The organism is Silvibacterium bohemicum, from assembly GCF_001006305.1.
Lineage (GTDB): Bacteria > Acidobacteriota > Terriglobia > Terriglobales > Acidobacteriaceae > Silvibacterium > Silvibacterium bohemicum.
Genome location: NZ_LBHJ01000001.1, coordinates 312,347 through 329,411 on the forward strand (window position 1 = coordinate 312,347; position 17,065 = coordinate 329,411).

General features: G+C 59.5%; 17 protein-coding genes. 10 read left to right on the forward strand and 7 right to left on the reverse strand.

The window, feature by feature from the left end; translation table 11 throughout:
• Positions 1 to 53: 53 nt before the first annotated feature.
• From lolA to XX99_RS01395, 3 genes are all read right to left on the reverse strand, one after another.
• Entirely contained in the window at positions 54 to 773 is a 720-nt protein-coding gene (lolA, locus tag XX99_RS01385) for an outer membrane lipoprotein chaperone LolA (RefSeq protein WP_231581105.1), read from the reverse strand.
• Between the two features lie 24 nt (positions 774 to 797).
• Positions 798 to 1,352 carry a type IV pilin protein gene (locus tag XX99_RS01390; RefSeq protein WP_082125158.1) on the reverse strand — a complete coding sequence of 185 codons (555 nt, stop codon included), beginning with the start codon at positions 1,350 to 1,352 and terminating at the stop codon, positions 798 to 800.
• Between the two features lie 242 nt (positions 1,353 to 1,594).
• Complete coding sequence (locus XX99_RS01395; RefSeq protein WP_050057587.1) at positions 1,595 to 2,869, reverse strand: M16 family metallopeptidase; 1,275 nt, start codon at positions 2,867 to 2,869, stop codon at positions 1,595 to 1,597.
• A gap of 137 nt (positions 2,870 to 3,006) precedes the next feature.
• Here XX99_RS01395 and rlmN point away from each other — a divergent pair, with 137 nt between their 5' ends.
• Positions 3,007 to 4,212: a 23S rRNA (adenine(2503)-C(2))-methyltransferase RlmN gene (rlmN, locus tag XX99_RS01400; protein WP_050058057.1), complete on the forward strand. Its 1,206-nt coding sequence runs from the start codon at positions 3,007 to 3,009 to the stop codon at positions 4,210 to 4,212.
• 233 nt (positions 4,213 to 4,445) lie between these two features.
• Here the strand turns inward: rlmN and XX99_RS01405 are convergent, their stop codons facing one another.
• The 3 genes from XX99_RS01405 to XX99_RS01415 all read right to left on the reverse strand — a co-directional run bounded on the left by XX99_RS01405 (position 4,446) and on the right by XX99_RS01415 (position 6,599).
• The gene (locus XX99_RS01405; RefSeq protein WP_050057588.1) at positions 4,446 to 5,168 is read right to left on the reverse strand and encodes an ROK family protein; all 723 of its coding nucleotides are present in this window, start codon (positions 5,166 to 5,168) and stop codon (positions 4,446 to 4,448) included.
• A 91-nt stretch (positions 5,169 to 5,259) separates the two neighbouring features.
• Entirely contained in the window at positions 5,260 to 6,066 is an 807-nt protein-coding gene (locus tag XX99_RS01410) for an anti-sigma factor (RefSeq protein WP_050057589.1), read from the reverse strand.
• Positions 6,063 to 6,599, reverse strand: coding sequence for an RNA polymerase sigma factor (locus tag XX99_RS01415; RefSeq protein WP_231581106.1), 537 nt, complete (start codon positions 6,597 to 6,599; stop codon positions 6,063 to 6,065). Before XX99_RS01415 ends, XX99_RS01410 begins: the two co-directional genes overlap by 4 nt.
• A 202-nt stretch (positions 6,600 to 6,801) precedes the next feature.
• On the opposite strand from XX99_RS01415, the gene XX99_RS01420 reads away from it, so the two are divergent.
• Entirely contained in the window at positions 6,802 to 7,572 is a 771-nt protein-coding gene (locus XX99_RS01420; protein ID WP_050057591.1) for a TlyA family RNA methyltransferase, read from the forward strand.
• Positions 7,573 to 7,807: 235 nt separating this feature from the next.
• Complete coding sequence (locus XX99_RS01425; RefSeq protein WP_156185749.1) at positions 7,808 to 8,623, forward strand: hypothetical protein; 816 nt, start codon at positions 7,808 to 7,810, stop codon at positions 8,621 to 8,623.
• Between the two features lie 67 nt (positions 8,624 to 8,690).
• Here the strand turns inward: XX99_RS01425 and XX99_RS01430 are convergent, their stop codons facing one another.
• Entirely contained in the window at positions 8,691 to 9,932 is a 1,242-nt protein-coding gene (locus XX99_RS01430) for a lactonase family protein (RefSeq protein WP_050057593.1), read from the reverse strand.
• A gap of 250 nt (positions 9,933 to 10,182) precedes the next feature.
• Here XX99_RS01430 and XX99_RS01435 point away from each other — a divergent pair, with 250 nt between their 5' ends.
• The 7 genes from XX99_RS01435 to XX99_RS01470 all read left to right on the forward strand — a co-directional run bounded on the left by XX99_RS01435 (position 10,183) and on the right by XX99_RS01470 (position 17,032).
• Entirely contained in the window at positions 10,183 to 10,479 is a 297-nt protein-coding gene (locus XX99_RS01435; protein ID WP_050057594.1) for a nucleotidyltransferase family protein, read from the forward strand.
• Positions 10,469 to 10,819: a HepT-like ribonuclease domain-containing protein gene (locus tag XX99_RS01440; protein ID WP_050057595.1), complete on the forward strand. Its 351-nt coding sequence runs from the start codon at positions 10,469 to 10,471 to the stop codon at positions 10,817 to 10,819. Before XX99_RS01435 ends, XX99_RS01440 begins: the two co-directional genes overlap by 11 nt.
• Positions 10,820 to 11,124: 305 nt before the next feature.
• Positions 11,125 to 11,559 carry a 50S ribosomal protein L13 gene (gene rplM / locus XX99_RS01445; protein ID WP_050057596.1) on the forward strand — a complete coding sequence of 145 codons (435 nt, stop codon included), beginning with the start codon at positions 11,125 to 11,127 and terminating at the stop codon, positions 11,557 to 11,559.
• A 28-nt stretch (positions 11,560 to 11,587) separates the two neighbouring features.
• Positions 11,588 to 11,983 carry a 30S ribosomal protein S9 gene (rpsI, locus tag XX99_RS01450; RefSeq protein ID WP_050057597.1) on the forward strand — a complete coding sequence of 132 codons (396 nt, stop codon included), beginning with the start codon at positions 11,588 to 11,590 and terminating at the stop codon, positions 11,981 to 11,983.
• A gap of 161 nt (positions 11,984 to 12,144) precedes the next feature.
• Positions 12,145 to 13,038: a 30S ribosomal protein S2 gene (gene rpsB, locus XX99_RS01455; protein ID WP_050057598.1), complete on the forward strand. Its 894-nt coding sequence runs from the start codon at positions 12,145 to 12,147 to the stop codon at positions 13,036 to 13,038.
• A gap of 226 nt (positions 13,039 to 13,264) precedes the next feature.
• Positions 13,265 to 13,921, forward strand: coding sequence for a translation elongation factor Ts (locus XX99_RS01460; protein WP_050057599.1), 657 nt, complete (start codon positions 13,265 to 13,267; stop codon positions 13,919 to 13,921).
• Between the two features lie 279 nt (positions 13,922 to 14,200).
• The gene (locus XX99_RS01470) at positions 14,201 to 17,032 is read left to right on the forward strand and encodes a protein kinase domain-containing protein (protein WP_082125161.1); all 2,832 of its coding nucleotides are present in this window, start codon (positions 14,201 to 14,203) and stop codon (positions 17,030 to 17,032) included.
• The last annotated feature ends 33 nt before the right edge of the window (positions 17,033 to 17,065 follow it).

The window sequence follows — 17,065 nt, forward strand, 5'->3', positions numbered from 1 at the left end:
CCGTCGCTTTTTGTCGCGGCGCGATATGGGCTTCCCGCCCGTGAAAGAGCTTTCTAAACCGGCGGCATGCCGTTGATGACATGCACTCCAGCGGGAGGATTGAAAACAAAGCTTCCATCCGCGGCCGGAACATTGGCCGCCTCGCCGGAAAAGGTAAAGGTGTTGGTGATCCCATCCGTCTCTTCGACGCGCAGCGAGCGAATCGTTCCATCCGCGGCCGCAGTTACGCTGAAGGAAGCGACGCGCTTCTCCATGCCACGCGGAATCCCGGTGAGCGTGTAAGCTCCGTCAGCGGCGGGAGCAATCGCGATTCCGTTCAACTCTTTCGCGAGTTGGGTGTGTCCGAGAAGCAGCCGCAGCGGCGAGCGCATATCGTCCAATTGCTTCACCGGCACGCGCTGCACCTCCGTGTCGCCGGGCGAATAGAAGTACCCATCATGTCCGTCGAGGATGAAGAGCTTGCCATCGGGCTGGGTATAGGTCCAGCGCATCTTGCCCGGCTTCTTCAGCAGCAGCACGCCGGCCTCATGCCGGTTCATGCCCATGCCCGAGTAGCTCTGGACGAAATGGACTTCCAGCGAATGAAGTGCGTTGTAATGGCGATCGATGCGGCTGGCTAGAATGTCTGCGGTTAACCCCGCAGCGGTATTAGCCGCGCCGGTCTGGGCCGAGGTCATTTGGGGATGGGCTGGATTAGCAATCCAGCAGAGCATCGCGGCGATAGTCGCCGCGAATGCCCGCTTTGCGTTGAATGGGAAGAGAAGGCGTCTCACTTCCTCTAGCTTACTGAAGTGCGCTTATTGCAGTGCGACCGTGCAGTTGGTGCCGCCGGTAGCATCCTTGCGCACCTCGCCCTGCTGGTCGATGCAAAAGCCGTTGTGTCCCGTCTTACCCACCGCCTGCGGCACCGCCGTGACCTCGTAGCCGGTGTACATGTCCTGGTTGTTCACCGTGACCTTGGTGCAGTTCACGATGTTGAAGGTGTATCCGCTTTTCTGGCCGCCGGCCAGGTCGCCCTGGAGCAACTGCGCCGACTGCGGATTCGGCGGTCCGGCTTTGGAATCGCCGCCCAGCGCCTGCAGCGAGCAGGCGAAGCCGTTTGCCGGATAGGTGGTCTGGAACTGGATCTGCGACTCATAGATCGCACGCAGCGACTGAATGGCCGAGGTCTCATTGGCCTGCATCTTCATGCCGGCAAAGTTGGGGATGGCGATCAACATCAGGATCAGCATGATCGAGATCACGATCAGCAGTTCCATCAAGGTGAAACCGGCTTCGGACAGGTAACGGCCGCTGTTTTGGCGGGATCGGGCTTCTTTACTAACCAGGCTGCGAGCAATCGAAAGCTTCATAAGTCAATATCCCTTGGGGAGAGACCGCGTGAACACTCTCGCCACACGCAATCCTAACGGATGAAGACGCAGGAAACCAGCAAACCGCTCAAGGGCAGGGTGTAGGAGATAGTTTTAGGGTAAAGAAGACAGGGAATTGGGTGTAGGGAGCAGGGTGTAGAAAAGCCAAGACAATTTCACGCGCGGAGCATTACCTCCGCCCCGCCCACTACACCCTAAACCCTGTACCCTACACCCTGCCTTTAACACGCTAGCTGGTCGCGCGTGACCTTCAACCCGTCCAGCCGGCCCAGCAGGGTCACGGCGATCCGGTCGGGTTGGAAGAGGGTGTTGGCCATGGCCATTACCTGTTCGTCCGTCACGTTCTCCACCTTGTCCAGGATCTCCTGCAGCCCGAAGAAGTAATTGAAGTACATCTGCTGGCGCGCCAGGTTCGACATCCGCGACATCGAGCTCTCCAGTGACAACAGCAGGTTGCCCTTCAGCTGGTCTTTGGCGCGGCGCAGCTCATCCGCGGCCATGGGCGTATTTTTCAGCTTGCCGAACTCCGTCATCACCAGATCGATCACCTGCACCGCCTTGTCCGACGATGTGCCGGCGTAAACGCAGAGCGATCCGGTATCGCGATAGGGATTCAGGTCGCTATAGATCGCATAGGCCAGGCCGCGCTCCTCGCGGACCGTCTGGAAGAGCCGCGAGCTCATGCCGCCGCCGAGCACGGTATTCAGCACCAGCGTGACGTAGCGTGACTCATCGGCAACCGGAGGGGAAGGCACGCCCAGGCAGAGCTGTACCTGTTCCAGCGATTTTTTGTTGCGCAGGTTGATCCGCGCTGCGGTCTTGGGTGGAGCTTCGGTGTGTTCGCTCTGTCCCGCCGGCAGGGCTTCGAATTTGCGGGTCACGCGGTCGACGAAGTCGTCATGCTCGATGTTGCCGGCAGCGGAGAAAATCATGTTGCCGCCGAGAAAACGCGAGCCGTAGAAGTCGAAGAGCGTCTCCCGCTCGAACTTGCGCACCGTCTCCTTGGTGCCGAGGATCGGCTTGCCCAGCGGATGGTCCTTCCAGAAATTCTGGGTGAAGATCTCATGCACCAGATAGTCGGGATTGTCTTCGTCCATCTTGATCTCTTCGAGGATCACGCCGCGCTCGCGGTTGATCTCTTCGGCGGCGAAGACCGGATTCAGCACCAGGTCCGACAACACTTCGAGCGCGCTCGGCACATGCTCGTCCAGCACCTTCATGTTGAAGCAGACCGTCTCTTTGCCGGTGAAGGCGTCGAGGTTGCCGCCGATGGCGTCCACCTCGCGCGCGATCCGTTGCGCCGACCGCGACTTCGTGCCTTTGAACACCATGTGCTCCACGAAATGCGAGATCCCATTCACCTCGGGCTGCTCATGGCGCGACCCCGCACGGATCCAGACACCCATGGCTACGGAGCGGATGTGGTCCATCTTCTCGGTGAGAATCGTCAGTCCATTGGGCAGGATGGTGCGGCGTATATTTCTCTCGTTACTCATGCAGTCTCGCGACCTTTCTACTTGGGGCCGTCCGTCGAAAGGTTGACCGGCGTCCGTTGGTCATTGTGAGCGGGGAAGAACACTGATCTTCGGTCTCGCGAATGCGCTATGCTGACACCACGGATTCCGGATTTACGATGACGGCTGGCAGGAACAATCTCTACTCCATTTTAGACGCTTTACCAGCCGTTCCGATTCGTCCCCTTTTTGGCCTTAAAAATGAGGAGCTTAGCGGGATTGCCAAGGAATTTACGGTACCAGAGTACCGTGCCCGGCAGATATCCCAGGGGCTTTACCGGGTCTGGGTTTCCTCCCTCGACGACATCACTCCGCTGCCTAAATCCTTCCGCGATCAGCTCGCGCAGGCGGGATACGGCATCGGCCTTCCCCAGATCGCAGAGACATTCAAGTCCATCGACGGAACCGAACGCTATCTCATCGCCGTCGGAGATCCGGGAGCAGGAAGCGCTCAGACGGTGGAGACGGTCTGGATGCCCGAGGGCGATGACGGCGAAGAAGGCGACGGCTCCGAAGCTGGAAACTTCTCCGCAGCCGTTCCCGGCCACGGCAGAGCCGGCGACGAAGAGGCCAGCGGCCATCACGACGCCACCATCTGCGTCTCCAGCCAGATCGGCTGTGCCGTCAACTGCCAGTTCTGTCTCACCGCGAAGCTGGGCATCATTCGCAACCTCACCGCGGGCGAAATCGCCGGACAGGTCGTCGCCGTACTCAAGCGCCACGGCGTGAAGATCGGCCGCGATCGCATCAATCTCGTCTTCATGGGCATGGGCGAGCCCTTTCTCAACTACGACGCCTTCATGGACGCGGTGCGCCTGCTGGTCGAAGAGGTGGGCATTGCCGAATCGCGCATGACGGTTTCGACCTCCGGCATCGTCCCCGGCATCGAGCGCTTCGCCTCGGAGACGGTCCGGCCCAAGCTGGCCATCTCGCTGAATGCCTCGAACGACAAGGTGCGCGAAGAGATCATGCCCATCACGCGCAAATGGGATATCGGCGACCTGATGGACGCGGTGCGCAAGGTTCCTCTGCGGCCGCGCGAGCGGGTGACCTTCGAATATGTTCTGTTAGGCGGAGTGAACGATCAGCCGCAGCACGCGGCGGAGGTGGTCAGGCTGATCCGTCGCGCCGGACTGCCGGCCAAGGTGAATCTCATCGCCTGGAATCCCGGCCCCGGCATCCCCTACTCGATGCCCGCGCCGGACGACGTTGCGCGTTTTCAGCAGCACCTCATCGAGCACGAAATTCCCGCCTTCGTGCGGCGTCCGCGCGGCCGGGATATTTACGCCGCCTGCGGCCAGCTCAAGCAAACCGTCGAAGTCTGAAGCCGGGCGGACCGCTTGGATTGCGGTCTCGTTTCTTCTGACCAAGTTGTTTCGGTTGGCCGCCGCGGCTCCGGACTAGAGACGTGCGGTAGTTTGCGTACCAGCGCGATGGTAGGAATTAGTTCAGGGAAAGCAGGAATCTTATGGACCTAATTTCACTCATGGTCCGCTTTGCGAAGAGACTCACAAAGCTAAAAGGAAGGAACGCATGAGATGCCTCCCTCCTCTTGCTCTCAGTTCTGGAATCGCCAAAGCGCCACGCCGCCGAAGAGTCCGTCTTCGTTGGAGATGATGGTGACCTGCGGTGGAAGCGTGAAGTTGATCTCAGCGGCGTTGCCTCCGCCGATATAGAGGTGATCCCAGTTGAAGGTATGCGCCGTCTGCTCAATAGCCTCTTCGAGGAGCTTGTTCCAGCGCTTTTTACCCAGCTTCTTCAGGCCTTTGCGGCCGAGGTAGTCCTCGTATGTCTTCCCCTTGCGCCAGGGATGATGGCCTAATTCCAGGCCGGGGCAGAGATGGCCGTCAGTGAAGAGCGCCGAGCCCATGCCGGTGCCGAGGGTGATGGTAAGCTCCACACCTTTGCCGCTGATGGCTCCGTAACCCTGCACCGCAGCATCGTTGGCCAGATGCACGGGCCGTTTCCAGCGCTTATGCAGCGTGGCCTCGAGGGGGAAGCCGATCCATTCCTTGTCCACATTGGCTGCGGACCATATCTTGCCGCGCTTCACCACGCCGGGAAAACCTATCGACACCCGGTCGAAAGCAGGAAGGTGGCTGCGCAGCTTTTCGAGTGCCGCCAGCATCTTCGCGGGAGTCGCGGGCTGCGGAGTAGGCGTGCGCAGCCTCTCGGAGAGCGGGTTGCCGCGCGCATCCAGAAGCATGACCTTGATGCCGGTGCCGCCAACATCGACAGCCAGAGTAATGGGGTGAGGAAAGTGCTTATCGCCTTTAGACATAAGTTCAGGAAGTAGGGTATAGGGATGGGGGGACAGCATACAAGCGCGCCGTGGCTTCTACACCCTCCGCCCTACCCCCTAAACCCTGCTCTCAAGATCCGGCCATCACGATCGGCAGTGTTGGCGTGTTTGATCCCTGTGCATCTTCGATGGTCACGCCGAAGGCCTTCGCCTCTACGCCCTCAGGCAGCTGCGGCAATACCACTGAGGCACTGCCCGTCGCGTCCGGACGGAAGAGACCTGCGGGAATCGGAGCTTTTCCATTCGCGGGGATGAGCCACAGCTCATAGGTTTTCTCCGGCTTCACCGGGTGCAGATTGCTCGCGACGAAGATCAGCGCGCCCTTGCTGGGTAGATAGGTAGCGTGTCCTACCGGCTGCGCAGGCTGCTTGGTCTCGGTAAGCGTGACTTGTTTCGCCGCCGGTGAAGTCAGCGCGTCGGTCAGCTCCTGGGCGCGATCGGCCTGCGCCGATAGCTGTGCGATATCCGATTGATCTTTCCCAAGCTGCTGCTTGAGCTGCTGGCTCTCATATCCGAAGTAGACGGCAACGGCGATGGCCGCGAAGGCGGTCACCCATCCCAGCCAGCCCAGGCCCGAGCCCGGCTTGCGACCAGCTGAGACAACTGCAGGCTCAGCCTTGGCGCTCCGCCCCAGAGTAGTTTCCTGAGGAGTATTCGCGATGTGCGCCATAAAGCGTTGCTGTGCGCCCGCGGGAAGTGCCTGTTGCTCGACGCTCAATCCGAGCAGGGCATCCTCCGCAAGAATATCGCGCAAGGCCGCCTTGCAAGCCGCGCACCCTTGCAGGTGGTCGCGTACCTCGGTCTGCTCCTCAGGCGTGAGCGCCTGCATGGAGTAGAGCGCGAGATCTTCTTGCGAGATGTGCTTGGCGCCGTTCACGCGGTCAAAACCTTTCTCAAGGAAAGCAATGCAAGACGAATTCTCGTCTTCACCGTGCCCAGAGGGTCTCCGGTTTGCTGAGCGATCTCCGAATGGCTCAGTCCTTCAAAATATGCCAGCTCGACTGATTTCTGCTGCTCCACGGGAAGCTCATGCATGGCCACCCGAATTTTTTGCATCAGAACCGAGCGCTCCGCTTCGCTGGCAAGATTGGTCGACGAAGGCAGAGAGAACAATTCAATAGGATCAGACGGACGACGGCGGCGAAGTGTGTCAATGGCCCGATTGCGGGCGACGACAACCAGCCAGCCCCCGAGCGATCCTTTCCCGGAAACAAAGGCCGCGGGGTTTTTCCAGACCCTGACAAAGATTTCCTGGACAACATCCTCCGCTTCACCCGAGTCCTTAAGAACTCGCAGCGCTACGGAATACACCATGGGGGAGTAGCGTTCGAAAAACCGCGCCATCGCATCCTGATCGCCCGAAGTAATCCTGTCGAGCAAGACGCCATCTTCGATTTGGCCAGCGTTCACCGCGGTTCTATCCATAGAACGGGGAGCGCTTGGAATCGGATTTTGGGAATCCTCAGGCATGTTTTCGAAACCAAGGGTATTCTGCGAGGAGCGTTCGAATTTAGCAAGAAAGTTGAAAACGACTTGCAGTAGTCACTGAAACTATCCGGTCGGGGGCCTCATCCTTTTGTGCCGAGGATCGGATTCAGTCAGAGTAGATACGATGAAGTGCCGCCTGGACAAGTTGCTTGTAGATCGCGGCTTAACCCCCTCCCGGGAACGGGCGCAAGCGCTCATTCTAGCTGGCCGCGTTCTGGTGGACGAGCAGAAATTCGAAAAGCCGGGTACTTCCGTTTCACCCGACGCAAATGTGAGGTTGCTCGGCGAGGATCTGCGTTATGTAAGCCGTGGCGGACTCAAGCTCGAAGCTGCGTTGCAGCACTGGAAAATCGAGCTTGGAGGGAAGTTCTGTCTCGATGTGGGCGCATCGACCGGCGGCTTCACCGACTGCATGCTGCAGCACGGAGCCGCAAAGGTGCTCGCCGTCGACACCGGCTATGGGCAGATCGCGCAAAAGCTGCGCAGCGATCCTCGAGTGGCTTTAATGGAGCGCACGAACGCCCGCAAGCTTGCTCCCGGAGAACTGCCACCCGGCATCCGGTTTCTCTCGATGGACGTCTCGTTCATCTCGGCAACGCTGGTGCTCCCGGCCGTCGTCGCCGCTGCGGCTGCGGGGCCGGAGGGTCTGGAAGCGGTGGTGCTGGTCAAGCCCCAGTTCGAGGCAGGCCGCGAGCATATCGGCAAGGGCGGCATCGTACGCGATCCCGCTGCTCACCAGCTGGCCATCGATCGGGTGCGGGATTGTGTGATCGCGCTCGGCGCAGTCGAGATCGAAGTGATCGATTCCCCCATTCAAGGTGCAGAGGGAAATCACGAGTTTCTGTTGCGCGCGTTGATCCCCTCCCTGACAACAAAAAATTGCCAGCTCTCATGAGAACGATGAGCCCTGGTTGCTGAGAAATTCTTGGTCTTGGAAGGGTACGGCCTTCAGGCCGTACGTAGATCAGGCAAAAGGAGCGCGGCTTCAGCCGCTGAGGGAACTCCCCTAAGGTCCATTATCAATCTCAGCTTTCGTGAGAACGAAGAGCTGTCGTTCCATGGCAACGGAATCTCTTCGCGGGGCATCCAGACACTCGGCGTGTGTGTGCGGGATTTTTGGCCGCGAAGGGATGTCCACTTTGAAGCATGATGTGTGTCAGATATCGGCTCGATTGCCCGCAGCGATTGCCGCGTTGCTGAGTGTGGGACTTGTTCTCGCCGCTTCCGGATGCGCGAAGCACGAGGCTCCCGTGCAGCCAGTCGCGCAGCCTCAAGCCCCAATCACCAAGCCTGCTCCGGCCACGCCGATCGACGCCAAAAAAGTGGAGCTGGGTGGCGCCACCTGGGACCCGCAATGGGACGCCATCGTCGAGAAGGCGCTTCCCGGAGAAATGCTCTCGACCGCGGTGCCACGCGATGTTCGCCGCTTCTGTCCACGCTTTTATGGAATGAGCGAAGTCGACAAGCGCGCCTTCTGGGCTTACTTCTTCCAGGCGCTTGCCGGAGCTGAAGCCGGCCTCGATCCCGATACCCGCGTCCGCCACACCGACCCCGCTGTTGCGGTCATCGATCCTGTAACTCACCGGGCAGTGCGCAGCGAGGGATTGCTGCAGCTGACGTATGAGGATCAGCAGCGCTACGGCTGCGACTTCAACTGGGATGCGGATAAGAATCTTCCTCCCAAGGATCCGGCCAAGACCATCCTGCAGCCGAAGAACAACCTCGAGTGTGGAGTGAAGATCCTCGACCACCAGATGATCGATCAACACAAGGGCGTGGTATCGCGCACCAGCTACTGGTCGACCTTGCAGCCGGGAACCATCAGCTACCGCGTCTTCGTGAAGCAGATGGCTAATCCTCCACTGGCCTGCGGGCTTGCCACGAATACCCGCAGAGTGGCCAGGGTAGCGTCCAAAACACAGAGCCGCGAGACGGCTATTCGCTAACAGCAATCGTAGAGCAACGAAGCCCCTCGAACATCCGAGGGGCTTCGCTATTGCTTTCGGGTGAGCACTACTGCAGGTCGACGACCGCAACTCCCTGAGGACGAGTGGTGGCGGGCACATTGAAGGTGATAGGCGTGCCGGTTTCGTCCAGCGTGCCGTCACTGTTCACGGACAAGGTATGCAGAACATTGCCCTGTCCTGCGGGGAAAGAGGCCGAGTCTCGCTGGGAGATGGAGTACACGTGCTTTCCATCCTCTGAGACCGAGATCTGGAAAGCATTGCCTACGCCCTGCAGCGTCAGAGTCTGAATCTCGACCGGGAATTCAGGGTCGGTCGCATCGTAGACGCTGATCTGGTTGGTCGTGGTGTCGGTAGTGTACAAACGGTTGCCGCTCTTATTGGAGCGAATCCAGCAGATGCCCTGGCCGGCATTGGGAACGGTGCGCAAAAACTTCAGCGCGCCATTCTGGCTATAGCGGTACACGCCCATCTTATTGGCGGTGACATAGCCCACATAGAGAATAGGCGTGCTGGGATTAGCGGCCAGGCCGAGCGGGAAGCGCGGGGTGGTCGCATCGAACTCCGATGCGGGAAGCGCAATGGCCGGCTGAGCCTGCAGGCGTCCCTGCCAATCCACCTGGAAAGGCTGGATCAGGCCGCCCAGGAAGTTGTTGCCGATGAGGAGATTGGTGCCGGGTACGAAGAGCCCTTGCGAAGGCGAGCTTCCTGCGGCGACGCTCACCGTCGGCTCGAATGGATGCGAGCTATCGTTAGTGGCGTCCCCGACCGGCACCAGAATGCCATCCGGCTCGACCGTCATGGTTGTGTAGTTGGGCAGAATGGTCGACGGGCGCCCGAAGTCACCGCTCTGGTTGGCGATGTACAGGGTGTTGCCGTTGAGCGCCAGGCTCACCGGGTCGTTGCCGCCGGAGGGAAAGGGAGAGCCCTCGACCGCCTTGAGCGATCCATCTTCATCGATGTGAAAGACCGCGATGCTATCGCTGCCGGGGTTGACCGCAAAGAGCAGCGTGTTCTGCGGATTGGTGATGACTTCCTGGTCCGAGTCGAACGGCCCGAGATTCGGACCGGTGTACTGTACGCCCGCGCCTCCGGTGAGAAATGGCGAGCCCGGGAGCGGCGTGAGATTGCCGCCGCTTCCGCGCTTGAAGGCAAAGATGGAGTTGCTGTTCGCGGCGGCGGTATTGCTTTCCACGTACACATACTCGCTTGAGCTGCTGGCATAGAGCGGTGAGAACGAAGCGGCAACACAGGTTGCCGCAATGCCGAGCGATAGAATGCTCTTTCGCATGACTGGAACTCCTCGGAAGGGGGATTTCAGGCACGCGCCTCAATGTGTCGGAAAAGCGTGCCTGCCCATTCGAGGGAGGGTTACGGTTTCAGTTACACTTCGCTGTCGAAATTTATCAAGTAGTAATACTTCGGATCGCATGCAACGAATGCCGGGAGCAATGTTCGATACTCTGAGGCCGAAACGGTGAATAGCTCTAGAGTCGACGGAAATATTGAATATAGATGGCCATCTGTGCCAGAGTCTTGGTATGGACAGGCGCCACGTTATCGAGACCTTGCGCTCTCACGAGCTGGAACTCCGCGCTGCCGGGATTGTGCATCTGTCTGTCTTCGGATCAGTCGCTAGAGACGAAGCCTCGTTGGATTCCGATATCGATCTTCTGGCGGAGTTCGATCAGTCGAAGCTCCACACCCTCGTGAGCGTTGGTCGTCTGGAAATCGAGATCGGCGATTTGTTGGACGCCAAAGTTGACCTCTCCACGGTCAGTTGGCTAAAGGAGTCCGTTCGCCAAAAGGCCATGAGCGAGGCTGTTCTTGCCTTTTAGCAACGCTCAGAGCTGTCTGCGCGACATTCTGGAGAGTATCGCCCTTATCGACGAGTTTTTGGCCGGAGTGGATTTCCTGCTCTATCAAAACGACGCCAAAACCAGATCTGCTGTAGAACGCCAAATGCAGATTCTCAGCGAAGCTGCAGTCCGTCTCGGCAGTGAAGCCGAGGCGCTGTATCCGGGACCGGATTGGAAGGGCTTGCGCGGGATGGGCAATATTCTTAGGCATCAGTATCATCGAGTAGACGACAAAGTCGTATGGGACACAGTCGAGCACGATCTGCCACAATTGAAGATCGCGGCCGCCAAAGGGCTTCGGCCGGAGCCGCAAGGCTAATAAAGTCATTCCCCGCCGAATTCGTTGACCCCGTCCAGAAATTGACGTATTCTAAAGTCCTTGCGCAGTCTGCGTCTGCCTGGCTGTTTGTTGATCCGTTTAGCCGGGATGTGAACGTGGGAAACCGATGGAAGTGAATCTGCGCCAGCCTCACGCGAACAGCATTCTGTAAGCTGCGGGGAATTTCAGGTCCGCGGCTGCTTTTTGCGCGTGGGCAATTTGCGTTTTTTAGGCGGGATTAAGTCTCGCAGGCCGGTTCCGGGCTGGGTCATGCGGAGCGATGTTCTGAGGAGAAGGAAAGAACGATGTCGACATATATTCCGAGCGCGCACGAGATTGACCGTAAATGGTTTGTGGTGGACGCCACGGGCAAGACCCTGGGCCGTCTGGCGACCGAAGCGGCCAGCGTGTTGGCCGGCAAGAGAAATCCCAAGTACGTGCCTTATATCGATATGGGCGACCATGTCATCGTCGTCAACGCCGAAAAGGTGCGTCTGACCGGGCTGAAGAGCCAGCAGAAGGTCTATCGCCGCTACACCGGCTTCCCCGGCGGTCTGCGCGAGGAGTCCTTCATTCGCCTGATCGCGCGGCGTCCGGAAAAGGTCATCGAGGAGGCCATCAAGGGCATGCTTCCCAAAACCAAGATGGGTCGCCAGATGGCAACCAAGCTGCAGGTTTACAAGGGCGACAAGCACCCTCATCAGGCGCAGAAGCCGGTGCCGCTCGAGATCAACGCTTAAAAATCTTTAGAAGAGATCAGGACAGAGAATGGCAGATTTGGTTCAGTATTACGGAACGGGACGGCGCAAGTCGGCGATCGCCCGCGTGTTTCTTCGCCCTGGCAGCGGTAACTTCACGGTCAACGGTAAGCCCAGCGATGTCTACTTCGTCACCGAACAGCAGCGCGTTTCGGCGGTTCGTCCGCTGATCCTGACCGAGCTGAAGGGTTCGTTCGACGTGTTGACCACCGTGCGTGGCGGCGGCGTAAGCGCGCAGGCCGATGCGGTGAAGATGGGTATCTCCCGCGCTCTGCTCGAGTTCAATGCCGAGCTGCGCAAGACCCTGAAAGCCGAAGGGCTGCTCTCGCGCGATGCGCGCCAGAAAGAACGGAAGAAGTACGGACAGAAGGGTGCCCGTAAGAGATTCCAGTTCTCGAAGCGCTAGTTTTCAGTGCACGGAGCTCAGAGCACAGTTTCTACCGAACACTGTGCTCTGGGCCCTGAGCTCTAGTTTTTAAGTAGTTAAATTTTCCCAAGAGGGAATCAATCCCGGTCTTTGGCCGTTTCTGTTCTTTAGGCCGGGATGCAATTCACTGAGGAGGCTGTTTGGCCACGATCACCATGAAGGAGCTGCTCGAAGCGGGTGTTCACTTCGGGCATCAGACGAAGCGCTGGGATCCGCGGATGAAGGAATACATCTTCGGCGAGCGCAACGGCATTTACATCATCGACCTGCAGAAGACCTTGAAGATGTTCAAGGACGCCAGCAAGTTCGTCACTGACCTGACGGCTACCGGCAAGGTCATCCTGTTTGTCGGCACCAAGCGGCAGGCGCAGGATGCCATCGCCGAAGAGGCGACCCGCTGCGGCATGTTCTACATCAACCAGCGTTGGCTGGGTGGACTGCTGACCAACTGGGTCACGGTGCAGAAGTCGGTGAAGCGCCTTCAGGAACTGGACGATATGGCCACGGACGGCCGCTACGACCTTCTGACCAAGAAGGAAGTCATCAAGCTCGAGCGCGAGCGCAAGCACCTGCAGGCCAATCTCGCCGGCATCAAGAACATGCGCCGCCTGCCCGATGCGCTCTTCATCGTGGATTCGAACAACGAAGCTATTGCCGTTAAGGAAGCCCGCAAGCTGGGCATCCCGGTGGTTGCGGTTGTCGACACGAACTGCGATCCCACGGTTGTGGACCACGTAATTCCAGGCAACGACGACGCGCTGCGCGCCATCCGCCTGTTCACCTCGAAGATCTCCGATTCGGTGATCGAGGGTGTGCAGATCTCGGGCGACAAGCAGTATGCCGAGGTTGCGGGCGTGACCACGCAGACCGACATCGAAGCCAGCGCCGAGGGTGCGACGGAAGCTCCGGTTGCCGAAGCTGCTGCCGAGACTGAAGTTGTCGACCTCGAAGCGGCACTGGGCGGCGGAATCCGCAAGGCTCCGGCGATCGTTGCGGCTCTGGACGAGGCCGAGGCAGCGGAAAGCAGCTATTAAGACTTTGGAAATGGCCTGAAGGCCGTGGAGAAGTTGGGGAAGCGTGGCTGCGTTCTTTCAAACGGCCACGCTTTTTTATGTGGACTTGCCGTCCAGGCCCACGCGCTTCGCGCCAACCAGAAATCTGAATTCTGCGACAGAATGCGCCTCTTCTATTTACAGGCTGTTGATGAGCCGGGACAGCGCGTTCATGGGATTCTAAAATTGAGGGAGCAGGTACAAAGGGATGTCTACTGTGACTGAAAAAATCGATGCCAAGCTGGTAAAGCAACTGCGCGACAATTCTGGCGCGCCGATGGGTGACTGCCTCAAGGCTCTGCAGGAGTCGAAGGGCGATATGGAAGAGGCGTTCGTCATTCTGCGCAAGCGCGGCATGGCGTCGGCTGCGAAGAAGGCTTCGCGCACCACCAACGAGGGCGCGGTCGGAACTTACATCCACGCCGGCGGAAAGATCGGCGTGCTGCTCGAAGTGAACTGCGAGAGCGATTTCGTGGCCCGCACCGAGGACTTCCAGGATCTGCTGAAGGACATCGCCATGCACATCGCGGCGACCGATCCCCGCTACATCCGCAAGGAAGACGTCACCGCCGAAGATCTGGAGCGCGAAAAGGATATCTATCGCGCGCAGGCCGCAGCGACCGGCAAGCCGGCTCCGGTGGTCGAGAAGATCGTCGAAGGCAAGATGAGCAAGTTCTATGAGGAAGTCTGCTTGCTCGAACAACCGTTCATCAAAGAGCAGACGGTCGCCATCAAGGACATCATCGCAACCAAGGTCGGCAAGCTGGGCGAGAACCTCTCGGTTCGCCGCTTCGCGCGCTTCAAGGTTGGCGACCCCAACTGGACCGTGGCGCAGGTGAAGGCGACGGAAGAAGCGGCCAGCTAGTCAGCCTGTAAGAGCAAGTCAGCGAAAGCCCGGATAGCTATCCGGGCTTTTGCTGCTGACAAAGTCTTGCTCTTTGAAGGGTACGGCCTTCAGGCCGTACGTAAATCAAGCAAGATGAGTGCGGCTTTAGCCACTGAGGGAACACCCCGCTCGCACTCAAAGGTTGGTCATCGATCTCGCCCGGATAGCCATTCCGGGCTTGTTTTTTTTGAGGCAGTAAATCATCAGGTCTTCGCCCAGCGATGCAGTATCATCGGTGCGATGTTCTTTGCTTAAACGATGACTCCGGAACGCTGGCAGAAAGTAGAACAGCTCTTCCAGCAGGCTCTCAAGCTCCCACCCGATGGCCGCGCCAGCTTTCTCGCGCAGGCCACTGGCGGAGACGACGAAATCCGCCACGCTGTCGAGATGCTGCTCGCGCAGAGCAGTCCGCATACTTCCCCAGCCCCATACGTGCCGGATGCTGCGCTGTCGGCGACATTACCCGAGGGCTCGCGCCTCGGTCCATACGAGATCGAGGGACTGCTGGGCTCGGGCGGCATGGGCAAGGTCTATCGCGCCGTCGATACGCGTCTGGGGCGACCCGTAGCCATCAAGATTTCCGCCGAGATACCGGGAGCGAACTTCAAGCGCGAGGCGCGCGCCATCTCCGCGCTGAATCATCCCCATATCTGCACACTCTACGATGTCGGCTCCAACTACCTGGTGATGGAGCTGGTCGAGGGCGAGTCGCTGGCTCAAAGGCTCGACCGTGGATCGTTGCCCACCAACGAAGTCCTGCGCTTCGGCGCTCAGATCGCGGAGGCTCTGGCCGCGGCTCATGCGCGAGGCATCACGCATCGCGATCTGAAACCGGGCAACATCATGCTCACTGCGACCGGCATCAAGGTGCTCGATTTTGGATTGGCCAAAATCGGGATACAGAACGGCAGCGTTCCATCTTTTTCGACGACCACGGAAAGCATTCTTCAACCGGGCGCCATCCAGGGAACACTGGCTTACATGGCGCCCGAGCAGTTGGAGGGTGCAGAGTGCGATGCCCGCAGCGATCTCTTCTCCTTGGGGCTCATCCTCTACGAAATGGCGACGGGACGACGCGCCTTTGCCGCCGCCAGCCAGGCCACGCTGATCGGCGACATCCTGCACCGCACGCCCGACCTCGGTGTCCTACAACCGCCCGGTCTCAAAGCGATCGTCGAAAAGAGCCTCGCCAAGAAACCCGAAGAGCGCTGGCAGTCAGCCGAGGAAGTAAGACAGGCGATGCAACTGGTGGAGAAGGTGCCGACCGCATCGCTGGCTGAGATGCGGGGAGGAGTTCGGCGTTCAACCCGCCGCATCTGGACGAAGAGCATGGCCGTCGCTGCCATTGTGTTGCTGGTGGCGACGATGGCGGCCGCACTGTGGTGGCGCGTCCGGCAGCCACACCCAAGCGGACCGCTCACGGTTGCGCCTTTGGGCGATTATGCCGGAATGGTGCAGCAGCCATCGCTCTCTCCCGACGGAAGTCACATCGCCTTCTCCTGGAATGGCGTTGACCCGCAAAACTTCGATATCTATGTAAAGTCCATCGCGGCGAACGGACCCTTGAAGGGCGCGCCGCTGCGCCTGACCACCGATCCCGCCGACGACTTCGCGCCGGCATGGTCGCCGGATGGAAACTCGGTCGCATTTCTTCGCCAGGTCAACGGGGGAAACCACTATCTGGTGCTGCTGGTGCCGGCTCTCGGAGGACTGGAGCGCCGGCTAGCCGAGATCACGCTGCCCGATATATCCCAGCTCTCGGGACCCTACCTCGCATGGGTGAGTGATAGACGGTCTGGCGACGGCCGCTCCCTGGTTGTGGAGAGCATGACACCGAGCGGTGTGAGTGCGCTCCACGTGCTCTCGATCGACAGTGGAAAGTTGCGGCAGGTTACCTTCCCTCCCGATGGCGACATCGGCGATCACTGCGTCTCGGCCTCTCCCGATGGCACGCATCTTCTGTTTCGTCGCGCCACATTAAGGCCGGAGTGGACCGGCAAGCTTTACATGCTGGCGATGAACGAAGGAGCGTCTCCGTCAGGTCGCGTTGCCCCCGTAGCAATGCCGGTGAACCAATGTGCCGCGTGGACCGCGGACGGAAAGAGCATCGTCTATCCCTCGGCTCTGGGTATGTGGACCCTGCCGATCGAGGGTGGCGCAGCTCCGAAGCTGCTGGTCGAGACCGGGCGGGGAGGCAATTGGCCTTCGGTCGCGCTGCGCGGATCACGCATGGCCTATACCCGAACCGTGGGAGGAAATCTCCAAATCCGCAGGCTCAACCTTTCATCTTCTGACCAGCCTTCGGGCGCTTCCGCGAAGTTCGCAAGCTCTTCACGCGATCAGTTCGCTCCCATGTTTTCGCCGGACGGAAGCAAGGTAGCGTTCTCTTCCGGACGCGCCGAGGTCTCTGAAATATGGGTTTGCAATCGCGATGGATCGGGCTGCAATCAACTCACCTGGACCGACAACGCCAACACCGGCGATCCAAGCTGGTCGCCCGACGGCAAGTCGATCGCCTACTATTCCACCCTCGGTGGCCATGCGCGGGTTTATACAACTGCGGCTGAAGGCGGCAATGCGCATGCGGTCACCTCCGCCGACGTGGATTCGATCTATCCATCGTGGTCCCGCGACGGCCAGTGGATTTACTTCACCTCGCGCCAAACTGCCGTCTATCAAGTCTGGAAGGCCTCGCCACAGGGTGGCGGCCGTGCCATCCAGGTTACGCCGCAGGGCGGCTACGCGCCTGTCGAATCACCCGATGGACACTGGCTCTACTATCTCGGCAGTGGAGACAAGGACGCCGCGCTGTGGCGCATGCGTCTGCCATCGGGCAAACCCGAGCCGGTGCTGCCTTCAGTCCTCTTCCACAATTTTGCGTTGGCCGCGCGAGGCGTATATTTCATCGCGCGATCAGAAGATGGGCTGGCCATCCAGTTTCTAGATCTCTCTTCGCGTCAGAGTCGCGTGATAGCGCCAGTGCAAAGCGGATATGCCGGTCTGACTGTCTCGCCGGATGCAAAGACTATCCTCTATACCGAAATAGCCGCGGCCACCAGCCAGATTTACGTGATCGATAACCCGCACTGAAGTCGCACACGCTCATCATTCCGAAGACCGCCA

Coding starts and splice junctions, on each gene's coding strand:
- XX99_RS01390 (WP_082125158.1), bottom strand. CDS start 1,352: ATGAAGCTTTCGATTGCTCGCAGCCTGGTTAGTAAAGAAGCCCGATCC.
- XX99_RS01395 (WP_050057587.1), bottom strand. CDS start 2,869: ATGAGTAACGAGAGAAATATACGCCGCACCATCCTGCCCAATGGACTG.
- rlmN (WP_050058057.1), top strand. CDS start 3,007: ATGACGGCTGGCAGGAACAATCTCTACTCCATTTTAGACGCTTTACCA.
- XX99_RS01405 (WP_050057588.1), bottom strand. CDS start 5,168: ATGTCTAAAGGCGATAAGCACTTTCCTCACCCCATTACTCTGGCTGTC.
- XX99_RS01420 (WP_050057591.1), top strand. CDS start 6,802: ATGAAGTGCCGCCTGGACAAGTTGCTTGTAGATCGCGGCTTAACCCCC.
- XX99_RS01425 (WP_156185749.1), top strand. CDS start 7,808: ATGTCCACTTTGAAGCATGATGTGTGTCAGATATCGGCTCGATTGCCC.
- XX99_RS01430 (WP_050057593.1), bottom strand. CDS start 9,932: ATGCGAAAGAGCATTCTATCGCTCGGCATTGCGGCAACCTGTGTTGCC.
- XX99_RS01435 (WP_050057594.1), top strand. CDS start 10,183: ATGGACAGGCGCCACGTTATCGAGACCTTGCGCTCTCACGAGCTGGAA.
- rplM (WP_050057596.1), top strand. CDS start 11,125: ATGTCGACATATATTCCGAGCGCGCACGAGATTGACCGTAAATGGTTT.
- rpsI (WP_050057597.1), top strand. CDS start 11,588: ATGGCAGATTTGGTTCAGTATTACGGAACGGGACGGCGCAAGTCGGCG.
- XX99_RS01460 (WP_050057599.1), top strand. CDS start 13,265: ATGTCTACTGTGACTGAAAAAATCGATGCCAAGCTGGTAAAGCAACTG.
- XX99_RS01470 (WP_082125161.1), top strand. CDS start 14,201: ATGACTCCGGAACGCTGGCAGAAAGTAGAACAGCTCTTCCAGCAGGCT.